Here is a 19,062-nt window from a genome sequence, read left to right as displayed (position 1 = left end):
TGGTGAGCGCGAACTAGTTAGGCCGTCCACGGCTTAATGCCGGCCCGCTGCCATGCCTCCAAGAACTGCGTTGTCTCTTCCTCGTTGGTGATCGATACGCGAACACCTTCGTCGAGGTAGCGGCGGATGACCACTCCTTCGTCGAGAATCTTTTGCTCAACTTCGGCAGCATCACCGCGTGGGAGCCACACAAAGTTGCCATAGGATTGCTCAGCCCCCAGCTCGTGTGCGACGCGGTCACGCTGGGCTTTGGTGATGGCGACGGCGTCGAGAAGCTCGTCGTGGTGCTTGAGTACCTCCACCGCGGCCATCTCCGCCATGGCGGTGACCGTCAGGGGAAGGGAGAGCAACCGCAGGGCGTTGATGATTTCCCTACCGGCTACCGCATAACCCACGCGCATTCCGGCGAGGCCCCAGGCCTTGGAGAACGTACGCACGCCCAGCAGGTTGGGGTAGCGGGTGTACTCCTCGACGGAGTCCGGGGTATCGGGGGCATCGTTGTACTCCCAGTAGGCTTCGTCGAGCAGGACGACGACATCCTCGGGCACACGATCCATGAAGGCGCGGAATTCACCGCGGGTAAAGACCGTGCCCGTGGGGTTGTTGGGGTTGCACAGGATGATGAGTTTGGTTTTGTCGTTGACGGCGGCGAGGGCGGCATCGAGATCCACGCGGTAGTCCGCCGTCAGCGGGGTGAGCACCGGGGTAGCACCAGCCATGCGGACGTAGAGGGGATAAGCTTCAAAGCTGCGCCAAGGCACGATGACCTCATCGCCCGTCTGGCAGCAGGCCAAGATAGTGGCCTGCAAAATCGGGGTGGAACCAGCGGAGACAAAGATGTTGTCCGCAGGCACGTCGAGGTAGTTGCACAGAGCGTTGGTGAGCTCCGGAGAGCCCGGCTGTTGGTAACGGTTGGTGGTGCGGGCGGCGTCGGCAGCCGCGGCGATGATGTTCTCCGAAGGAGGGAAGGCAACCTCGTTCGAGGACAGCTTGAGGGCATCAGGGAAGTCCTTGCCCACCTTGTACTCAGGGAAGCTGGAGAGATCGCTGCGAAGCATGCGGATTCCTTTCTAAAGCAGGTCCCAGATGGTGACGGCCATGATGAGCACGCCCATACCGAAGACGAAGTAGTTCCAGGGGTCGTTACGGAATTTCTTGTAGACGTCCAGTTTCTTGAACATGTACACCGGCACGATGTAGACAATGAACGCCACGAACACGCCGGAGACCACGGAAATCATGGAAATGATGGACGGGTTGAAGACCGCCACGAGCGTGGTGCCCACGAAAGCGATGAGGTAGATGATGTTGAGAAGGCTGCGGTGCGAAACCTTCTCGGCCAGCTGTGGCGCGGCGGTCTTGAGCAGGTACTCCGTGCCCTCTTCGGTGCCGAGCATGTGGCCGAAGTAGGAGGACACGATGGCGCAAATGACGACGATGGGCGCCATATACGCCATGAACGGCGTGCCGGTGACGTTGGCGAAGTAGGAGAGCACCGGGATGTTTTGCTCCAGTGCCTCATTCATGCCGTCCGCGCCCAAGGCAAGGACGCAGGACCACACGAAGAACATGGTGAACACCACGAGGAGGATGGCGGTGTAGAGCTCCGTGCGGGAGACGCGCTTTTCGGTCTTCTCGCCGTACTGCGGCTGCATATCGATGGCGAACTGCGACAGCGCCGCCATGTGGGAGAAGGAGAAGACCAGCACCGGCAAGATGAGGAAGATGCCTTTCAGCATCTGGCCCCAGCCATCGGCACCGTCGTCGAAGTGGATAAAGCTCTGGAGATCCCAGCGCGGGATGAGGTATATGGAGGTTACCGCCAGAGCGATGATGAGAGGGTAGACCAGTACCTGCGCCAGCCAGATCATGGGCTTGCGGCCGATGGCAAATCCACCGGTCATGATGCCGACGCAGATCGTGGCGAGCAGCCAGCGATTCAGCGACGGGCCGCCGAGCTGGTTCACAATGAAGCTGTCCACGGCGTTGGTGATGGAGACACCATAAATGAGCACGGTGGAAAAGACCGTAATCCAATACAACAAGGCGAAGATGACTCCAGAGCCTTTACCTAGGTACTGGGTGACCAGCTCGAGGATGTCCTTGCCGTGATCCTCCTTCGGTGCGCCGGCCACGATGCGCGCGTAAGTGCGGTGGGAGAAGTACACCAACGGGAGGATAAAGACGGTGGCGAAGACCAGCGGCCAGAAGCCGAAGCCACCGGCGTTGAGCGGAAGGAAGAGGATACCAGCACCCACGGCGGTGCCGAAGAGAGTAATGATCCACGAGGCAGTGGAAGCGGCGGGGCGCTGCTTGGCCACGACATCATCACCGACGAGGTGCTCACCTTCTTTCAGTTCGCTGGCGGGCTCGGACGATGTTGTCGGGGGATTGTGTGTGGTGCTCATGGTGAGCCTCCTCTATTCGATGGGTAGGGAGTGGTCTTGGTCTGTGATGACGTTGATGAGTGCGGGGATACCTTCTTCCTGGATGGCGGCTAGGGCACGGGCGACAGCCTCTGGTGCTTGGGAATCATCAGTCACGAGCTCGCCGTGAGCACCGAAGCCGCGGGCGACCGCCGCGAAATCTGGGTTCACAAGCTGCGTGCCGGAGACGCGATCGGGGAAGTGCTTCTTCTGGTGATCGCGAATGGTTCCGAATTCGCCGTTGGACATGACGATGATGAGGAAGGGGGCACCGTACTGAAGTGCGGTGGCGAGCTCTTGGCCGTTCATGAGGTATTCGCCATCGCCAGCAATGGTCACGACGGTGCGTTCAGGGAACTGCAGTTTTGTAGCCACCGCCGCTGGAACGGAGTAGCCCATGGAGCCATTGCGCACGCTGAACTGCGAGGGATAGACCGTCGAGCGCAAAAACTGCTGCGCCCAGATGCAATGGTTGCCGGCGCCGAAGGTGTAGAGGGAGTCCTTGGGCAGCTGCTCATGGAGCGCTGCGAGAATGGCCTCCATGTGGGCGGTGCCGTCCTTGCCGGGGCGGTAGTCTGCTGGCTCGGGGAGGGTGGCGAATTCGAGATGGTTGGCGTGGGCGGTGTCGAACCACTTACCGCGCTTATCCTCGCCTTCGATGCTCAGGCGGTCCACAGCGTTAGCGAAGGCAACGGGGCTCGCCACGATGTGCTCTTCGAGCGCCACTGAGTGACCGCGCAGACTGGTGTCAGGGTTGATGGCGATGTTGCGTGCCTGCGGGGACTGGCGCAGGGTGTAGCCGTCGGTAGGAACATCACCAAGAACGGCACCGACTTCGATAACGAGGGAGGCATCCTCGAGTAGCTGCGCCGCACGCGGATCGCGGCCATAGCCCAACCAGCCAGCATTGGCGGGGGAGTCGAAAGGCACGCGATCAGCGGCGCGGAAGTCCTGGATGATGGGTATGCGGTGCTCTTCGGCAAAGCGAGTAATCTTCTCCGCGGCCTCCGGGGTCCAGCGCGGGCCGCCGGCAAAAAATAACGGGCGCTCTGCTTGGCTGAGTTCGTGGGAGAGGAGGTTGAGGTGATCGTCGGAAAGCGCGCCCTCCGACACCGGAATGGGCGGGTGGATGGTGCCGGTGAACTCGCGGTGCAGGATATCTTCGGGCAGGCCTACGATGACTGGGCCGGGGCGGCCCTGCTGGGCCTGGAAAAAGGCCTCGGCCACGACGCGGGAGGCGCGCGACGGGTCATCGAGGACGAAGACCTGCTTGGCCTGGGTGCCGAACCAGGCCTTGGGGTCAAATTCCTGGAAGGACTCGCGGTCGCGGTCGGCGTGGGGGATAAGGCCCACGAAGAGGACGAGCGGGGTGGCATCCTGCCAGGCGGTGTGGATGCCCACGAAGGCGTTGGCCGCGCCGGGGCCGCGGGTCACCATGGCAACGCCAGGCTGGCCCGTAGCCTTGCCGTGTGCCTCCGCCATGTAGGAGGCGCCGCCTTCCTGGCGGGTAACGATGGCCTCGACGGGGCTGTCATAAAGCCCATCGAGGACGGGCAGGAAGCTTTCGCCGGGAACGAGGAATGCGCGGCTCACGCCGTGCGCGGCGAGGGATTCGGCAATGGCGGCGCCGACGTGTGACATGGAGGACCTCCCTGAAGTTGTTGTGGTGGTGGTCTCATTATTCTTTGGTGATGTCATGTTGTCTAATGCCTGGAAAGTTGGAAACCTATGCCTTGAAGGCATGAAGCGTGCTAAAAGTAGGGGAATGGACATGGTGAAAGCCACATACTTTCTCGCGCTCGCGGACGCCGGCACGGTGACCGCAGCCGCGGCACGCCTTGGAATAACCCAGCCGGCGCTGAGTCGACAACTGCGGCGCTTTGAAAAGGAACTGGACTTGGAGCTGTTCGTGCGGGCTGGGTCCTCACTAGCACTGAGCGATGCAGCACACGCCCTCATCCCGACCTGCCGCCGTCTCCTCGCTGAATCCGCGCGTGCTGGGCGGTCGGTGGAGGCCCTGCGATCTGGGCATGTCGCCGCACTGCGGGTAGCGGCGACGCCAACAACAATCTCCACCCTGCTCGCACCGTTCATTGAGGCAGCCGGTTCCTCTATTCCCTTGCTCACCACGTTTCCGGTGTCGCACTACGATGTGTTCGCCGCATTGGAGGGCACCGCCGACCTTGTCATTGCTCCCATTCCGCCGGGGCCTGACGTGACCTCACTGCCACTGGGGTCTGTTCCCGTTCGGGCTTGGGTCCCGCCAAGCCATCCTCTGGCATTGGAGTGCGCGGGTTCGACCAGCGTGGAGGTGGCCCGCTTGCTGCACGAGCGCCTCGCTTTGCCGTCGCGCAGCAGTGTTTCTCGTGGAGTACTTGATTCCTTTATTGGAAGGGCAGGCTTGAGCCTCGGCTCTCACGTCGAGTGCGATGACACCGCAACCTTGAGTGCCTTAGCCCGCTCAGGCCAGGCCGTGGCCCTGATGACAGAGCTGCAGCCGGCGCGGCTGGTGGGCTTCGAAGTGATCGATGGTGAAAAGACTCTGGGCGGTGTGCCGCTGGTGGCGGCCTGGTCCCCGGGGCACTACGCGGGGGAGGAGATTGCGCAGATTGCCCGGCGGTTTCGCAGTTTTATTGAGGGCTCTCTTCGCTAGAGCTATTTTCTTGGCGCTGGGCGGTGCACTCCTAGTGGGCGGTGGATATAACTGCCCTTGTTGCCAAAGATCTGGCTGGATCTTGAGGCAGAGGCGGTAACTTTGGCAGGAAAGGCAGTTGCTCTGCGCTCAGCGGTGCGCCGTGTTAGCTTGGGGCCGAGCTATCCGGGGGGATGACATGAAACACGGCATTGTGCGCGGCTTATCTAAAGGTGCGCTTGCAACTCGGGTGCGCCGAGGAGAGATTACGCGTCTCGCCAAGGGGCTCTACGTCTGGGGCAGGCCCGAGGCATTAGAACTATTGAAGCTGTTACAGGAGCACCGGCCATTCCTTAAGGCGACAGGTACAACGGCTGCTCAGGTACTCCTTGGCGAGACTGTCACCTTTCCATTGAAGCTCGCCAGTGTGGAGAGAATGCCGACATCAACCTTCTATGTGCACTCGCGGGTGAGTGTCGAAAGCTTTGTTACCTTGTCTGGCATCCGGGTCCTTAATCCTCTTGTCGCAATGAAGAAAGTTAGTCCTGAACTGGGAATTCGCGTTTTTGAGTCCATCTATTCCTCAAAGGCCGGGCGGGCGCGCCTGGATAATCACCGCGAAGCACTCAAGGTCACCCCTGTTGCAAGTCAACGGATGCTGGAGCAGGCCGCTTTGTTCACGGACTCTAGTGCGGAGGTCAAGGTGGCCAAGGGACTGAAAAGGCGTGGGCTCAAGGTTGAGTGCAACGTTGTTATCGGCCACTACACCTGGGACATTGTGCTCCCAGAGCTCAAAGTTGCGGTAGAAATCAACGGGATGAAATTTCATTCCCAGCAAGAGGCATGGCTGCGGGACCACTGGAAAAACAACGAAGGTGCACTGATTGGGTGGCTAACGTTGCGCTACACAGGTCATTGCGTGGCGCACCACCTGGACTATGTCATCGACCAGATAGCCAATGCCAGGAATCCGGACTTTGAGAAGCGCTACTTCAAGTTCATCGGCTTCTGGCACGAGGGAGTGTTGCCGCCCAAACCAAAACCATGGGAGTACAGCGAGCACTTGGGGTATCTTCCGCCGGACTTGCCTGAACCCCCTGACTTCCCAGAGCCACCTAACTGCCCTAGTTGACGAAGTTATTGCCGGATCTTGAACCGGAGGCGGTATTTTTGGCAGATCGGGCAGTGTGGAGCGTGATCCTGGCAGTTGAGCCCGACAGCAGGTCGCGGGTGCTAGGCAGCAACCAGACCTTCGACAATGAGCGCCACAGCCGCGCTGATGGCCACCACGAGCACGATGCGGTTGAGCACCTTGGCGTTAATGAAGCGGTTGAGGTAGCCGGCGGCGATGAGGCCCACGATGGCTACCGGCAGGTAGGCCGCGGCGGCAGTGAGCTGCAGCCGGTAATTTGCCCGCTTAAGCCCAAGATGGCTAGTGAGATGGTGCATCCGATGATGAACGTGCCCGACAGGGTGCCGCGCACGCGGGCGGGGTCATAGCCTTTAAGCACTAGTGCCATGGGCGGGCCACCGATGGAAGTCGAAGTGCCCAGGAATCCGGAAGCAACGCCGGCCACCGCAAGGTTGGTCGTGGTGCGCTTGGGTGACCAGCCGAGGCTGGACAACGTCATGGCGAAGATGACGGCACAGCCGATGAACAGGGAGAGCCCGCGGTGGGAAAGAGAGGCAATGGCCCATGCGCCGGCGAGTGAACCAGGGATGCGCGCGATGGAGGAAATAGCCACGATGTCCCAGGACACCGCGGAGCGTGCTTTGAGCATGGTGGTCGTGGAGATGACGAAAGCTAGCAGGAGGATGAGCGTGGGAACCAGCTCTGGCTTAATCAGCGCCAAGATAGGGGTGGCGGTGGTGCCCAGCCCAAATCCGATGGTGCCCTGGCAGATTGTGCCCACGAGGATGAGCACACCGATGAAGACGTAGAGCCAGCTGAACATTGCTCCACTATCTCACGGCGCCGCCTAGGCGCGGACGGTGACCTTCTCGTTGTCCGCGATCTCTTCCAAACGGTCCGCCGAGCACAGGCCCGCCACAATGACGGCGGAGCCGCCCGCAGCCAGTGGTTCGAGTACCGCGCGCTCGAAGGAGGCGGTGTCTGTCCAACCTTGGGAGAGCACGCGCTCAGCGCCTAAGTCGGTGGGGAAAAGCTCCGGTAATGGCGTAGTGGTGCCGTAGAAGTGATCGCCGTAGAAGCGAACCGTTGGGCCGAAGTCAATGGTGCCGACGGGTAGCTCACCACCGCTTTCCACGACGCCGCGCCCGAAGGGGTCCTGGGTTACGAGTACGGTATCGGCGCCGGAGATTCCGGAGCCTTCGCTAAAGGCCTCGGGGGAGGTGAACACCACGGCAATCTCGTCGGCGGGCGGCTGCATGGCAGCCGCCCCATCGGTGACGTCGAAGGGGACTCCGGCAGCGAGTGCGCCGAGGGCGATGACGGCTGCCTGCCAGGAGACCGGAAGGTCGATGAGAATGCGGGAGTCCGAGTCTGGCTCAAGGTCGAGCTCTTCCAGCAGCATGTTGGCAATCTTGGAGGTCCAGTTCTCCAGCGTTTGCGCCGAGAAGTCCATGCGCGTGCCGTCGGCCTCGTTATAGACGCTCAGGCGCGGTGCGGAGGCATCGGCGGACAGGAGATGCTGAAGGAGTTCCATGTCCGCCCATCGTAGGTGGCGGGCACGAAGCCCGCCACGGGCTCTTTAGTTCACGCAGCGTGGACCGTCGCCGCCGGCGTCAATTTCCGGCGCCACCTCAGCCGTACCGAAGTCATCGCCTGGGGTACCTACCTGCTGGTCCTCGGCCACCTGGTTCGATTCCGCTTCGGCTTCTTGCTCCATGGCGGAGTCATCCTTTGGGCCGGCGTAATCATCGGTAGCCACGACGATGAAGGTATCCGGTTCGAGTTCCTCGTTCGCGGTGACCGGCAAGCCGCCCAGCTGCTCAGCCAGAGCGAGGGCGCGCTCGTCATTGGCATCCGCAGCCACGACCTGGGAATCGGCGTAGATACCGGACTGCGCGTTGGCGGTGCGCTCGACGGTATAGCCCACATTCTTAAGCCAGGTGCCAATACCACCAGCCATGCCGTCTACCGTGCCAGCGTTGAGCACATGGAGGTTAAGCCCCTCAGCCACGGGTTTCTCACCGTCGTTGGCGCCCTCGTCAGCGGCAGCCTCCTCGGATTTCTTGTCGTCGTCCGAAGCTTCCTGGGACTTGGCCAGGTCATCCATGAAGCGGTGCACCTCAGCTGCGTCGATGGTAACGACAGACTCGCCGTAATCGCCGGTGCCGGAAATGGAGGTCACCGGGATGGTCGTAAAGGTCACGTTGCCACCGGCCAAGCCGGCGAGCTGGGTTACGAAGCCCATGATGTCCCAGTCGTTGTCAATGACGACGGACCGCTCGACGGCATCGGCAATCTTATTGAGCTTGGCGGGCGAGGTCAGAGTGTCAGAATCCAGGACCTTTGAGGTCAGGGAGGCCATGTAGGCCTGCTGGCGCACGATACGGTCGAGGTCGCCGCGCGGGAGCTCGTAGCGCTGGCGTACGAAGGACAGGCCTTCAGCTCCCTGCAGGGTTTGGCGGCCCTTCGGGAATTTCGCACCGGACATCGGGTCGTCTACATCGTCGTTGAGGCAGACGTCGACGCCCCCGACGGCGTCGGTAAGCAGCACGAAGCCCAACAGACCCACCTCGGCGTAGTGATCAACGCTGACGTCAGTAAGGGTACGCACCATGGAAATCAGGCCGGTGCGGCCAGCCTCAGTGCTGGCCTGCTCCATTTCTTTTTCCGTATGCGGTGCCTTCTTGCCCAGGGCCTCTGCTTCGGCATTCTCCTGCTGCAGCTCTTCCATCTTGGCGGACTTGTGCAGCGCAAAGACGGCGTTGATTTTGGTGTTGCCAAACTCGCTATCGTGCACATACGTGTCACGCGGGATGGATACGGCCGTGGCACGGGAACCGTCGTTCGGAATGCGGATGACCATGATGGTGTCCGTATTCTCTTCGCCCTCATCCACGCCGGCATGCAGGTCCGCCAGTTCCTGCTCAGATAGGGGATTACCCTTGGCGTCGGTGCGGGAATCCTTGCCCACGAGCAGGATATCTACGGCACCATCAATGCCCTTGTCCTTGAATCCACCGTCGTTGCCCAAGGCCAAGTTGGACGCCGAGGAGATGTCATTGCCCAGCTTGCCCACGGTGAAGTAGCCCACGCCGGAGAGCACGAGGACCACGGCGGAAAGGAAAGCCACGAGGGCCTTTACCGGCGTGGAGCCGTGCTGGGTAGCGGGCGCGGACTGCGACGGCGCGGCCTGGATATGGCGGGCGGCGCGCGGGGAGTTCGGGGAAGTCACGGCAATAGTTTAAGGGAGTAGGTGCCGAAAACGTGAAGCAGTGTCGCGTGCGCGTGCGCGCGTCGCCGTTGGGTACGCTCGATGCCATCGTGAAAGAATTACGCAAACCCCTGGCAGTGGTCACGGTGACGTTCTCCCCGGGCCGCTACCTTAGTGACTTTTTATCCTCGCTGTGCTTGGCGACGTCCCACCCAACCCTCACCATCCTTGCCGACAATGGCTCCACGGATGGCGTGCCCGAAGCCGCCGCGCGGGATCATGAGAACGTGGAATTCCTCGATACCGGCGGCAACAGTGGCTATGGCGCTGGCATGAACGCAGGCGCGCGTTTCGCGCGTACGAGGGGAGTGGATGAGGAGTTCTTCCTCATTGCTAACCCGGATGTGACGTTTAGTGAGGGTTCTTTAGACGAGCTCATCGCCTGTGCACGCCGCCATCCTCAGGCTGCGGCGGTGGGCCCGCGCATCGTGGAGCCGGATGGCACGAACTATCCCTCGGCTCGCGCGGTGCCGACGCTGAGCACTGGAATTGGTCACGCGCTTTTCGGAACGGTGTGGCCAGCTAACCCTTGGTCGAAGGCCTACCGCAATGATGCGGACATGAGTAGCGAGCGCCCGGCCGGATGGCTTTCCGGCTCCTGTCTCCTCGTGCGGTGGGAAGCCTTTGACGCCATTGGCGGCTTTGATGAGCGCTATTTCATGTATATGGAAGACGTGGACTTGGGTGATCGTTTTACGCGGGCAGGCTGGAGCAATATCTTCTGCCCGTCGGCCGTTATTACGCACGCCAAAGGCCATTCGACGAAAGCGCACCGCGGCGCGATGCTGCGAGCTCATCATGATTCCGCCTACCGATTCCAGGCGGATCGGCACCCGCATTGGTTTGAGGCACCGCTGCGCGCGGCACTGTGGCTGGGACTTCGGGTACGTGGGCTGGCTTTGAGCGCGTGCCGCGACGGGTCCTAGGCCTTGTGGCCTATACACTAACGGTGACTTATCTGTGAGAGTTTAAGGATCGATATGACTGAATCAGCACCCCAGTGGGGATTGACGGCCGATGCCGTCATTCTGGTGGGAGGCCGCGGCACCCGCTTGCGCCCGCTGACGATTGGTACGCCGAAGCCCATGCTGCCGACGGCCAACTACCCCTTCCTTCAGCACCTTCTGGCCCGTATCAAGGAGGCCGGAATCGAGCACGTCGTGCTCTCCACCTCCTTCAAGGCCGAGGTCTTTGAAGAGTACTTCGGCGATGGCTCCGATTTGGGTCTGGAGATTGAGTACGTGGTGGAGGAGACTGCGCTGGGCACCGGTGGTGGTATCCGCAACGTCTACGACAAGCTGCGCCACGACACCGTCATGGTCTTCAACGGCGACGTGCTCTCCGGCATGGACTTGAACGGCATCCTCGATACACACCACTCGAAGCAGGCCGACGTCACGATGCATTTGCTGAACGTGGCGGACCCGCGCGCGTTTGGTTGCGTTCCTACAGACTCCAATGGGCGAGTAACAGCCTTCTTGGAGAAGACCGAGGATCCGCCGACGAACCAGATTAACGCCGGCTGCTACGTGTTCAAGCGGGAGGTTATTGGGACCATCCCGGCTGACCGCGTGGTCTCCGTTGAGCGTGAGACTTTCCCGCAGCTCCTGGAGTCCGGCCACCTGGTCGTGGGCCACGTGGACAACTCTTACTGGCGCGATATGGGCCGCCCAGATGATTTCGTGCGTGGTTCTTCTGATCTAGTGCGCGGCATTGCGCACTCGCCGCTGCTGACCGGTCGCACCGGTGAGTCTGTGGTGGATGAGTCCGCCGGCATTGCGGGTGGCGTGCTGTTGCTCTCTGGCACGGCTGTGGGGCGTGGCTCGGTCATCGGCGCGGGTTCGCGCCTTGATGGCACCGTGGTCTTCGATGGGGTGACCATTGAGCCGGGCGCCATCATTAGCAATTCCATCATCGCTTCGGGTGCGCACATCGGTGCCAATGCGCACATCGATAACTGCGTCATCGGTGAAGGCGCGTCGATTGGTGCGCGCTGCGAGCTGCAGGGCGGCATGCGCGTCTTCCCAGGTGTGACTCTTCCGGACGCGGGAGTCCGCTTCAGCTCAGACGCCTAAACGCAAAGCCGTAGCTAGCGCTTAGACGCAACTAAAGGACGATCGTAAGCCTCGGCGCTGGGAAAACACCTTCCCAGCGCCTCTTTTTATGCCGTGACAGATGGTTTTAGTGGTGCGATTGAGATCCACGAGATCTGCGCGGGTGGGTGGCGACACGCCGAAGAAACCTTGGAATTGTTCACAGGGTAGGGGGTAGCCACTACATGTAGTACCCCCGATGTTCACCCCCAAGGCTGGCACGTTGTGACTGGTGTGAAAGTTGAGGATCGTGTGCAGCGTTTTTGCTGGGATCGCGGAAAAATGACTCCCGACAGGTTGACGATATTTAGTGATCCGGTGTGAAATGACATCAGTGTAATCAACGGCACGGCGGGCACGGCACCGAGAACAACTTTCGGTGTACGGTCGGTGCCACCGACTAAGAGAGAAACGACCTCGGAGAAAGGAAGCGGCGTGGACAATACAACGAATAACAGCGCTATTCTCCGTGGCGGTGCTGCTGCAGAGATGTCGCTCGATGAACTCTTTGGTGCCGTCGAGCAGGAGTGGCAAGACCAAGCGCTGTGCGCCCAGACGGACCCGGAGGCCTTCTTCCCGGAAAAGGGAGGTTCAACGCGTGAGGCTAAGCGCATCTGTCAGGCCTGCGCTGTGCGTGATGAATGTCTTGAGTATGCGCTTGAGCACGATGAGCGCTTCGGAATTTGGGGCGGACTGTCAGACCGTGAGCGCCGCCGATTAAAACGTGAAATCGGCTAGCGCAGCGGATCTGGTAGTGCAGCATCTTTTTCTCCCTCGTCATACCTTTGCTTCCCGCACGGCATGGCGGGGGAGAGTTGTGTTTTACCAGCTAAAGCGCGGGTCGATATCTTCTGGATCTACATTAAGGTAATTGGCCACAAGGGCGGTGAGTACGGTGGACAGTAGCTCTTCGCGCTCTCGGGCTGAGCGCACGCGTTCCTCTACTGGCATGCGGAAGATGACCAGGCGAGCACGGGTCGGTTGCCCCGCTGAATCGACTCCGGCAGGCACGATGCGCCCCAAGGGAACCGGTCCGTCGGCGATGATCTCATCCGGCATGACCGTCATGTCCACGGATAGTCGCATGCGGGGCACAGTGTCGACGGCCAAGTCTAGGCCAGCGAGCTGTTCGGCGAATGCGTTTTGGATTGGTGCATAAGCTTCGAGCACGGCCATGTCGAAGCGTTCAGCGCTACTGCGGTAGCGGGGCGTTGCATGGGGCAGTAGCGGCCCGCGAGCGCCGCGGCCATGACGGTGGCGGGCCGGGCGAATGTGGGGGCGGGGCGTGCTCATGCGGCTTAGTTTAAGACGCGGTGGTGATGCTTGGGCAGGGGGCACGCCGTGTAGGACTATCGAAATCTCAAGTTTGGGTTTAGACTTGGGGCCGTGAATAGCTCCCGCCGTTGCTCCCGCCCCGGCTGCGGCCGTCCCGCCGTGGCGACGTTGACCTATGCCTACGCCCAGCAAACCGCCGTTGTGGGCCCACTGTCTGAAGATACTGATCCCCATGCGTGGGACCTGTGCGAGAAGCACAGCGAGCGCATCACCGCGCCCCAAGGGTGGGAAATGGTGCGCGTGGACCGCATCGAGTTTGATGAGGATGATGACCTCACCGCTCTGGCTGAGGCCGTGCGCGAGGCTGGCCGCGTAACCACCGGGCTTGTCGACGATTCCACGACCGGCTCCGGAGCTGATCCCATTGACTACTCCGCCACCTTCGACGGCGCGGACCCGCGCAACTCCAATCACCCAGTCTTCCGCACCCGGCGAGTACACGACGCCCGCCAACGCCGCCGCGCGCACCTGACGGTGGTACCAGACGCCGACTAGCGCTCGGTGACGCTAGCCTCGTGGGTTTCCTTATAAACCGTGTTTCCCAGCGCAGAGGCGCAAGAGGACATGAGTATGCTGTAGGGCTATGCGAACTCGTGAACAGCTCAATGCAGTGATCAAGGCTTATGACGTCCGTGGCGTTGTGGGCGAGGACATCGACGAAACCTTCGTGCGGGATACCGGCGCAGCTTATGCGGCTATCCTGCGCGGCGAAGGCGAGAAAACCCTGGCGGTGGGCCATGACATGCGCCCGTCCTCCCCGCAGCTGGCAGCAGCCTTCGCCGAAGGCGCTGCAGCACAAGGCGTCAACGTCATTATGTTGGGCCTGACCTCTACTGATGAGCTCTACTTTGCCGCCGGCGACCTTAACTGCGCAGGCGCCATGTTTACCGCCTCCCACAACCCGGCGAAGTACAACGGCATCAAACTCTGCCGGGCCGGGGCTGTGCCGGTAGGCCAAGAGACCGGACTGGAGCAGATCAAGGACATGCTGATCGACGGCACCCCTGCCTTCGACGGGGAGCCAGGTACCGTCACCGAGCGTGAGGTGCTGGGAGACTATGCCGCCTTCCTGCGCGGCTTGGTGCCGCTGGAGGGCTCCCGCCCACTCGTCGTGGCTGTCGACGCTGCCAACGGCATGGGCGGACACACCGTCCCGGCGGTCTTTGAGGGCCTGCCTTTCGACGTCCGCGATCTCTACTTTGAGCTCGACGGCACCTTCCCGAACCACGAGGCGAACCCGCTCGATCCAAAGAACCTGGTGGATCTGCAGAAGTTCACCGTTGAACAGAAGGCGGATATCGGCCTTGCCTTCGATGGCGATGCCGACCGTTGCTTCGTGGTGGATGAGAAGGGCCAGCCGGTCTCGCCGTCCGCCATCTGCGCCCTGGTGGCGGAGCGCTACTTGGACAAGTTCCCGGGCTCCACGGTGATCCATAACCTGATTACCTCGAAGACCGTTCCGGAGCTCATCGCGGAGAAGGGCGGCAAGGCTGTTCGTACCCGCGTAGGCCACTCCTTCATCAAGGCTCAGATGGCCAAGGAGAAGGCGGTCTTTGGCGGTGAGCACTCCGCGCACTACTACTTCCAGGAATTCTGGAATGCGGACTCCGGCATGCTTGCTGCTATGCACGTGCTCGCTGCGCTGGGCGAGCAGGACAAGCCGCTGAGCGAGCTGATGGCGCAATACTCACGCTACGAGGCCTCGGGCGAAATCAACTCCACCGTGGAGGACCAGAAGGCCACGACGCAGCGCGTACTCGATGAGCTTGCAGACAAGATTGAGTCCGTTGACGAGCTCGATGGCGTCACCGTGCAGCTCAAGGACACCGATGCGTGGTTCAACGTTCGCGCCTCCAACACCGAGCCGCTACTGCGCCTCAACGTTGAGGCCAAGACCGCTGACGAGGTGCGGGCCATCGTCGACGAGGTCCTCGCCATCATCCGCGCCTAGCGTGAAGGCATGTGCCTTCACGCGCAGTCCTTGAGACAAGAACTGCCCTAACTGACGATCTTCTCCGCGTTAATTGTGGCGGAGGCGAGAGTTTCGTCAGATAGGGCAGTTTTAGTTCAGGAGGCCTTGCCGTTGGCGGCGAGGATCTGCCGTCGGGGCTGTGGGCCCAGCCTTGAGACAGCAGCCTAGTCGCGCGAGTGGGTGACCATCTCTTCCCACTCGACAAACTTCTTGCGCTCGCGGCCCTCGGCCTCGCCCAAGGCGCGCTCGGCGGCGTCAAGCTTCTTCCAGCCCTCCCAGGTCAGGTGCTCCAGGCCCTTGGACTTGAAGAGCTCGACGATGTCCTCCTCGCGGGAGTGGGAGAGGTTGCCCGCTTCGGCGTCGTCAAGCAACATGCCGATGGTCTCCGTGGCGTCGGACTTGGTGTTGCCGATAAGCCCCACCGGACCACGCTTGATCCAACCGGTGGTGTAGAGGCCCGGCACGATGGCGCCGTCGAGATCGACGACGTGGCCGCCGTCGTTGTTGATGACGTTCTTCTGCGTGTTGAAAGGCACGCCTTCGATGGCATCGGAGCGGTAGCCCACGGCCAGGTAGACGGCCTGCGCCGGCCACTCGGTGAACTTACCGGTGCCGGAGACAGAGCCATCGCCATTGAGGGCGGTGCGTTCGGTCTTCACGGCAGTCACCTTGCCATCTTCACCGATGAACTCGACTGGCTGCTCGAAGAGGTGAATCTGCAGGGTGTGCGGGGCATCCTTAGGTTCGCGGATGGCGTAGCCCTCCAGGGTCTGGCACACCAAGTCGCAGGACTTGGCCTCTTCGCGAGCCTTGAGGGAGGCTTCGTCGTAGTCGATGTCCTCTGGGTCCACGACCACGTTGATGGTCGGGGAGTGGTCGAGCTCCTTGAGCTCCAGTGGGGTGAACTTGGCCTGCGCCGGACCGCGGCGGCCGAAGACGCGCACGGTGGTGGCCTGGTTCTTAGCCAGGGACTCGTAGACGTTATCGGGGATCTCGGTGGCTTCCTTAAGCTCGTCGCCAGTCTTGGCCAGGATGCGGGCCACGTCCAGGCCCACGTTGCCCACGCCAATCACGGCGACGTCGGTGGCGGAAAGATCCCAGGAACGCTCGAAGCGCGGGTTGCCGTCGTAGAAGCCGACGAACTCGCCTGCGCCATGCACGCCCTCGAGGTCGGAGCCAGGGATGGTCATTCCCAAGTCGCCGACGGCGCCGGTAGCGAAGACGATAGCGTCGTAGTACTCCTCGAGCTCGGCGACGGTGACATCGCGGCCCACGGTGATGTTGGACAGCAGGCGGATCTGTTCGGAATCAAGCACGCGGTGCAGGGAGTTGACAATGCCCTTAATGCGCGGGTGGTCCGGCGCCACGCCGTAGCGGATGAGGCCAAACGGTGCGGGCATCTGCTCGATGAGATCGATCTGAACGTTGCCGCCGGTTTTCTTCACCAGGATGTCGGATGCGTAAATGCCGGCTGGGCCGGCGCCGATGACGGCTACTTTCAGGGGCTGCTGAGTCATGGATGACCTTTCGGAGTGTTGTACTAACTATCGAAAGCTTAGTTCTTTAACAAGTGTGGGCTTTATTGAACCGGCTTGTCTGCTGTAGGGCAACTATGCCTAATTACATTCGGAGATCATTGTGGCATAGACGCAGCGTGCTTTGCATATTGCTCAGAAAATAAAAAAGACTGCTTTGTCTGTTTCTCCTAGACCGGTAGGTTTTCACTAACCGACGAAAGGCAGCAGACTATGACCACCGCCACACAGCGGCCCGCGCGCACGAAGAAGCCGGAAGGCCAGTGGAAGATTGACGGATCCTCCCCGCTCAACGCAGACGAGGAGATTAAGCAGGCGGATGACGCCCTCGCGGTACGCCAGCGCGTCATTGATCTCTACTCCAAGCAGGGATTTTCCTCCATCCCACCCGAGGACCTTGCTCCACGCTTTAAATGGTTGGGCCTGTACACCCAGCGCAATCAGAACTTAGGCGGCGAGATGACCTCCAAGCTCTCTAACGCCGAGCTGCAGGACGAATACTTCATGATGCGCGTGCGCTTTGATGGCGGCTGCGCCGACCCTGCCAAGTTGCGCGCGGTGGGTGAGATTTCGCGCGACTATGCGCGCTCTACCGCGGACTTTACGGACCGTCAAAACATCCAGTTACATTGGATTCAGATTGAAGATGTTCCCGCCATCTGGGAGAAACTGCGCTCCGTGGGATTGGATACCCTCCTGGGCTGCGGTGATGTGCCCCGCGTCATCCTTGGCTCACCGGTAGCGGGAGTGGCTGCCGACGAGATTATTGACGCGACTCCGGCCATCGAGGAAATTAAGAATGAATACCTCCTGCGCGATGAATTCCACAACCTTCCACGAAAGTTTAAATCCGCCATCTCCGGAAACGCCCGCCAGGACGTGACCCATGAGATTCAGGATGTTGCCTTCGTAGGCACAACTCATCCCGAGTACGGTCCTGGCTTCGACTGCTTTGTGGGCGGTGGCCTTTCCACCAACCCGATGCTGTCCCAATCCCTCGGTGCGTGGATTCCGCTCGAGCGGGTGCCGGAGGTCTGGGCCGGTGTGGCTCGCATCTTCCGAGACTACGGTTTCCGCCGCAACCGCAACCGCGCGCGCTTGAAGTTCCTCGTGGCGCAGTGGGGCGTTGAGAAGTTCCGTCAAGTACTCGAAGAGGAGTACTTGGACGAGCCGCTTCTCGACGGCCTCCCGCTCCCCGTCGCCCCGGGTAACCGGGACCACGTCGGGGTGCACCGCCAGCAGGACGGCAAGTTCTACGTCGGCGTAAAGCCCACCGTTGGCCACGCGACAGGCGAACAGCTCATTGCCATCGCTGATGTAGCGGAGAGATTTGGCATTACCCGCATCCGCACGACCCCGATGAAGGAGCTGCTCTTCCTCGACGTGGAGGAAGAGGACATTCCGGAGCTCTCTCGTGCGCTTGATGAGACGGGACTGTACTCCCAACCCTCCGAGTTCCGACGCGGCGTCATCTCCTGCACCGGCCTGGAGTTCTGCAAGCTCGCGCACGTGACCACGAAGGCCCGCGCTATCGAGCTCGTCGACATCTTGGAAGACACCTTGGGTGACCTCGATGTTCCCCTTTCCATCGCTCTCAACGGTTGCCCGAACGCATGTGCTCGCTCGCAGGTGGCTGACATCGGGCTTAAGGGTCAGATTGTCACTGATGCGGACGGCAACCGCGTGGAAGGTTTCCAAGTGCACCTGGGCGGTGCGCTGGGTCTCTCTCCGGACTGGGGCCGCAAGCTGCGCGGTCACAAGGTCGTGGCCGACGAGCTGCCGGAGTACGTCATCCGCTTGGTCAACAAGTACAAAGAGCAGCCCGACGACGGCGAAGAGTTCCGCCACTGGGTACTGCGCGCTGACGAGGAGGACCTGCAGTGAATTTCCGCCGCGAGCCCAACCCCAACCGCAACCACCCGGCGTACTGCCCCTACTGCGCCGGCACCGACCTTTTCCCGGATGAGGAAGACGACTTTGCCTGGAAGTGCGAAGAGTGCCTGCGCATCTTCTCGCTGCGCTTTTATGGTCAAGACGATGCCCCGGTAGCTCCCGCCCCGGCGGTATCCGCCAACGAAGCACTCAAGCGTTCCCTAGCTCGACGCGGTCACTCCACTGCGCCGAAGGCCTAACGTTTAACTGAGGAGAGCCATCATGACCGCACTCATTACGTTGTCACACGGCTCGCGCCACCCGGCAGCCGCACCACACGTGGAGGCCCTGACCCGTGCCGCAGGTTTACTCGCCGGCGTTCCGGCTATGGCCGCGCACCTCGAATTCAACGAACCGACCTTAGAGGCAGCAACACAAGAGTTGGCTCAACGCGGAGTGCGCGATGCTGTTGTCGTCCCACTGCTCTTTACCGAGGGCTATCACCAGCGCGTGGATGTGCCCGCCGCGATTGTCAGCGCTTCTGCATCGTCTGGTCTGGTCCTGCGTCGAGCTTGCGGCCTCGGCACTGGAGAGGACATGGCTCAGCTTCTCGCCGCGCAAGTTCCTGCCGGTAGCGATAAAGTAGTGGTTTATTCTGTTGGTTCTTCCGATGAGCAGGCTAATGACGCTGTCGCGAATCTTGCCCGTCGCGTGGGTGAGCTCACCGGATGCGACGCAGAAGTTGCCTATGCCACGCGAGACGCGCGAGACGCTCACGCGCGAGACGCTCACGC

General features: G+C 61.3%; 19 protein-coding genes. 10 read left to right on the top strand and 9 right to left on the bottom strand.

Annotated elements, in window-relative coordinates:
* Nucleotides 1-17 precede the first annotated feature (17 nt).
* Genes HMPREF2875_RS10285 through HMPREF2875_RS10275 form a run of 3 tightly spaced genes read right to left on the bottom strand, consistent with a single transcriptional unit; the run spans nucleotide 18 to nucleotide 4,067 of the window.
* Nucleotides 18-1,058, bottom strand: coding sequence for a histidinol-phosphate transaminase (locus HMPREF2875_RS10285; RefSeq protein ID WP_070672875.1), 1,041 nt, complete (start codon nucleotides 1,056-1,058; stop codon nucleotides 18-20).
* A 12-nt stretch (nucleotides 1,059-1,070) separates the two neighbouring features.
* Nucleotides 1,071-2,408 (bottom strand): aromatic amino acid transport family protein, encoded by a 1,338-nt coding sequence (locus HMPREF2875_RS10280; protein ID WP_070672873.1) that lies wholly within the window; start codon nucleotides 2,406-2,408, stop codon nucleotides 1,071-1,073.
* 12 nt (nucleotides 2,409-2,420) lie between these two features.
* Nucleotides 2,421-4,067 carry a thiamine pyrophosphate-dependent enzyme gene (locus HMPREF2875_RS10275; RefSeq protein ID WP_070672872.1) on the bottom strand — a complete coding sequence of 549 codons (1,647 nt, stop codon included), beginning with the start codon at nucleotides 4,065-4,067 and terminating at the stop codon, nucleotides 2,421-2,423.
* A 130-nt stretch (nucleotides 4,068-4,197) separates the two neighbouring features.
* Here HMPREF2875_RS10275 and HMPREF2875_RS10270 point away from each other — a divergent pair, with 130 nt between their 5' ends.
* Together HMPREF2875_RS10270 and HMPREF2875_RS10265 are read left to right on the top strand one after the other, a co-directional pair.
* Complete coding sequence (locus HMPREF2875_RS10270; RefSeq protein ID WP_246817092.1) at nucleotides 4,198-5,079, top strand: LysR family transcriptional regulator; 882 nt, start codon at nucleotides 4,198-4,200, stop codon at nucleotides 5,077-5,079.
* Nucleotides 5,080-5,257: 178 nt separating this feature from the next.
* A complete protein-coding gene (locus HMPREF2875_RS10265; protein ID WP_070672956.1) occupies nucleotides 5,258-6,190 on the top strand; it encodes a type IV toxin-antitoxin system AbiEi family antitoxin domain-containing protein in 933 nt (310 codons plus the stop codon).
* 101 nt (nucleotides 6,191-6,291) lie between these two features.
* Here the strand turns inward: HMPREF2875_RS10265 and HMPREF2875_RS14175 are convergent, their stop codons facing one another.
* Genes HMPREF2875_RS14175 through HMPREF2875_RS10250 form a run of 4 tightly spaced genes read right to left on the bottom strand, consistent with a single transcriptional unit; the run spans nucleotide 6,292 to nucleotide 9,422 of the window.
* On the bottom strand, nucleotides 6,292-6,417 hold the full coding sequence (locus HMPREF2875_RS14175; protein WP_371327569.1) for a hypothetical protein: 126 nt from the start codon (nucleotides 6,415-6,417) through the stop codon (nucleotides 6,292-6,294).
* 5 nt (nucleotides 6,418-6,422) lie between these two features.
* The gene (locus tag HMPREF2875_RS10260; protein WP_371327568.1) at nucleotides 6,423-7,013 is read right to left on the bottom strand and encodes a sulfite exporter TauE/SafE family protein; all 591 of its coding nucleotides are present in this window, start codon (nucleotides 7,011-7,013) and stop codon (nucleotides 6,423-6,425) included.
* Nucleotides 7,014-7,037: 24 nt separating this feature from the next.
* Nucleotides 7,038-7,724 (bottom strand): TIGR03089 family protein, encoded by a 687-nt coding sequence (locus HMPREF2875_RS10255; RefSeq protein ID WP_070672870.1) that lies wholly within the window; start codon nucleotides 7,722-7,724, stop codon nucleotides 7,038-7,040.
* Nucleotides 7,725-7,769: 45 nt separating this feature from the next.
* Nucleotides 7,770-9,422, bottom strand: a complete 1,653-nt coding sequence (locus HMPREF2875_RS10250) for an LCP family protein (RefSeq protein WP_083311911.1) — start codon at nucleotides 9,420-9,422, stop codon at nucleotides 7,770-7,772.
* Nucleotides 9,423-9,475: 53 nt separating this feature from the next.
* On the opposite strand from HMPREF2875_RS10250, the gene HMPREF2875_RS10245 reads away from it, so the two are divergent.
* From HMPREF2875_RS10245 to HMPREF2875_RS10235, 3 genes are all read left to right on the top strand, one after another.
* Complete coding sequence (locus tag HMPREF2875_RS10245) at nucleotides 9,476-10,387, top strand: glycosyltransferase family 2 protein (RefSeq protein ID WP_070672952.1); 912 nt, start codon at nucleotides 9,476-9,478, stop codon at nucleotides 10,385-10,387.
* A 54-nt stretch (nucleotides 10,388-10,441) separates the two neighbouring features.
* Complete coding sequence (locus HMPREF2875_RS10240; protein ID WP_070672867.1) at nucleotides 10,442-11,536, top strand: mannose-1-phosphate guanylyltransferase; 1,095 nt, start codon at nucleotides 10,442-10,444, stop codon at nucleotides 11,534-11,536.
* Between the two features lie 507 nt (nucleotides 11,537-12,043).
* On the top strand, nucleotides 12,044-12,292 hold the full coding sequence (locus HMPREF2875_RS10235) for a WhiB family transcriptional regulator (RefSeq protein ID WP_005528147.1): 249 nt from the start codon (nucleotides 12,044-12,046) through the stop codon (nucleotides 12,290-12,292).
* A gap of 84 nt (nucleotides 12,293-12,376) precedes the next feature.
* Here HMPREF2875_RS10235 and HMPREF2875_RS10230 read toward each other — a convergent pair whose 3' ends face one another.
* Complete coding sequence (locus HMPREF2875_RS10230; RefSeq protein WP_070672865.1) at nucleotides 12,377-12,847, bottom strand: metallopeptidase family protein; 471 nt, start codon at nucleotides 12,845-12,847, stop codon at nucleotides 12,377-12,379.
* 93 nt (nucleotides 12,848-12,940) lie between these two features.
* Here HMPREF2875_RS10230 and HMPREF2875_RS10225 point away from each other — a divergent pair, with 93 nt between their 5' ends.
* Nucleotides 12,941-13,384 carry a DUF3499 domain-containing protein gene (locus HMPREF2875_RS10225; protein ID WP_083311910.1) on the top strand — a complete coding sequence of 148 codons (444 nt, stop codon included), beginning with the start codon at nucleotides 12,941-12,943 and terminating at the stop codon, nucleotides 13,382-13,384.
* Nucleotides 13,385-13,472: 88 nt separating this feature from the next.
* Complete coding sequence (locus HMPREF2875_RS10220) at nucleotides 13,473-14,840, top strand: phosphomannomutase/phosphoglucomutase (RefSeq protein WP_070672861.1); 1,368 nt, start codon at nucleotides 13,473-13,475, stop codon at nucleotides 14,838-14,840.
* A 185-nt stretch (nucleotides 14,841-15,025) separates the two neighbouring features.
* Here HMPREF2875_RS10220 and HMPREF2875_RS10215 read toward each other — a convergent pair whose 3' ends face one another.
* Nucleotides 15,026-16,378: an FAD-dependent oxidoreductase gene (locus tag HMPREF2875_RS10215; RefSeq protein WP_070672859.1), complete on the bottom strand. Its 1,353-nt coding sequence runs from the start codon at nucleotides 16,376-16,378 to the stop codon at nucleotides 15,026-15,028.
* A 231-nt stretch (nucleotides 16,379-16,609) separates the two neighbouring features.
* Between HMPREF2875_RS10215 and HMPREF2875_RS10210 the strand changes: the two genes are divergently transcribed.
* The 3 genes from HMPREF2875_RS10210 to HMPREF2875_RS10200 form a co-directional block, all read left to right on the top strand.
* A complete protein-coding gene (locus HMPREF2875_RS10210; protein WP_070672857.1) occupies nucleotides 16,610-18,280 on the top strand; it encodes a nitrite/sulfite reductase in 1,671 nt (556 codons plus the stop codon).
* A complete protein-coding gene (locus HMPREF2875_RS10205) occupies nucleotides 18,277-18,528 on the top strand; it encodes a hypothetical protein (protein WP_070672856.1) in 252 nt (83 codons plus the stop codon). Before HMPREF2875_RS10210 ends, HMPREF2875_RS10205 begins: the two co-directional genes overlap by 4 nt.
* Nucleotides 18,529-18,550: 22 nt before the next feature.
* On the top strand, nucleotides 18,551-19,062 hold a 512-nt coding region (locus tag HMPREF2875_RS10200), incomplete at its 3' end, for a sirohydrochlorin chelatase (RefSeq protein WP_070672853.1).

The organism is Corynebacterium sp. HMSC078H07 (assembly GCF_001812805.1).
In the GTDB taxonomy this organism is placed as follows: domain Bacteria; phylum Actinomycetota; class Actinomycetes; order Mycobacteriales; family Mycobacteriaceae; genus Corynebacterium.
Note: the sequence above shows the minus strand (reverse complement) of the source record. Positions and strands in the feature narration are given on the sequence as shown.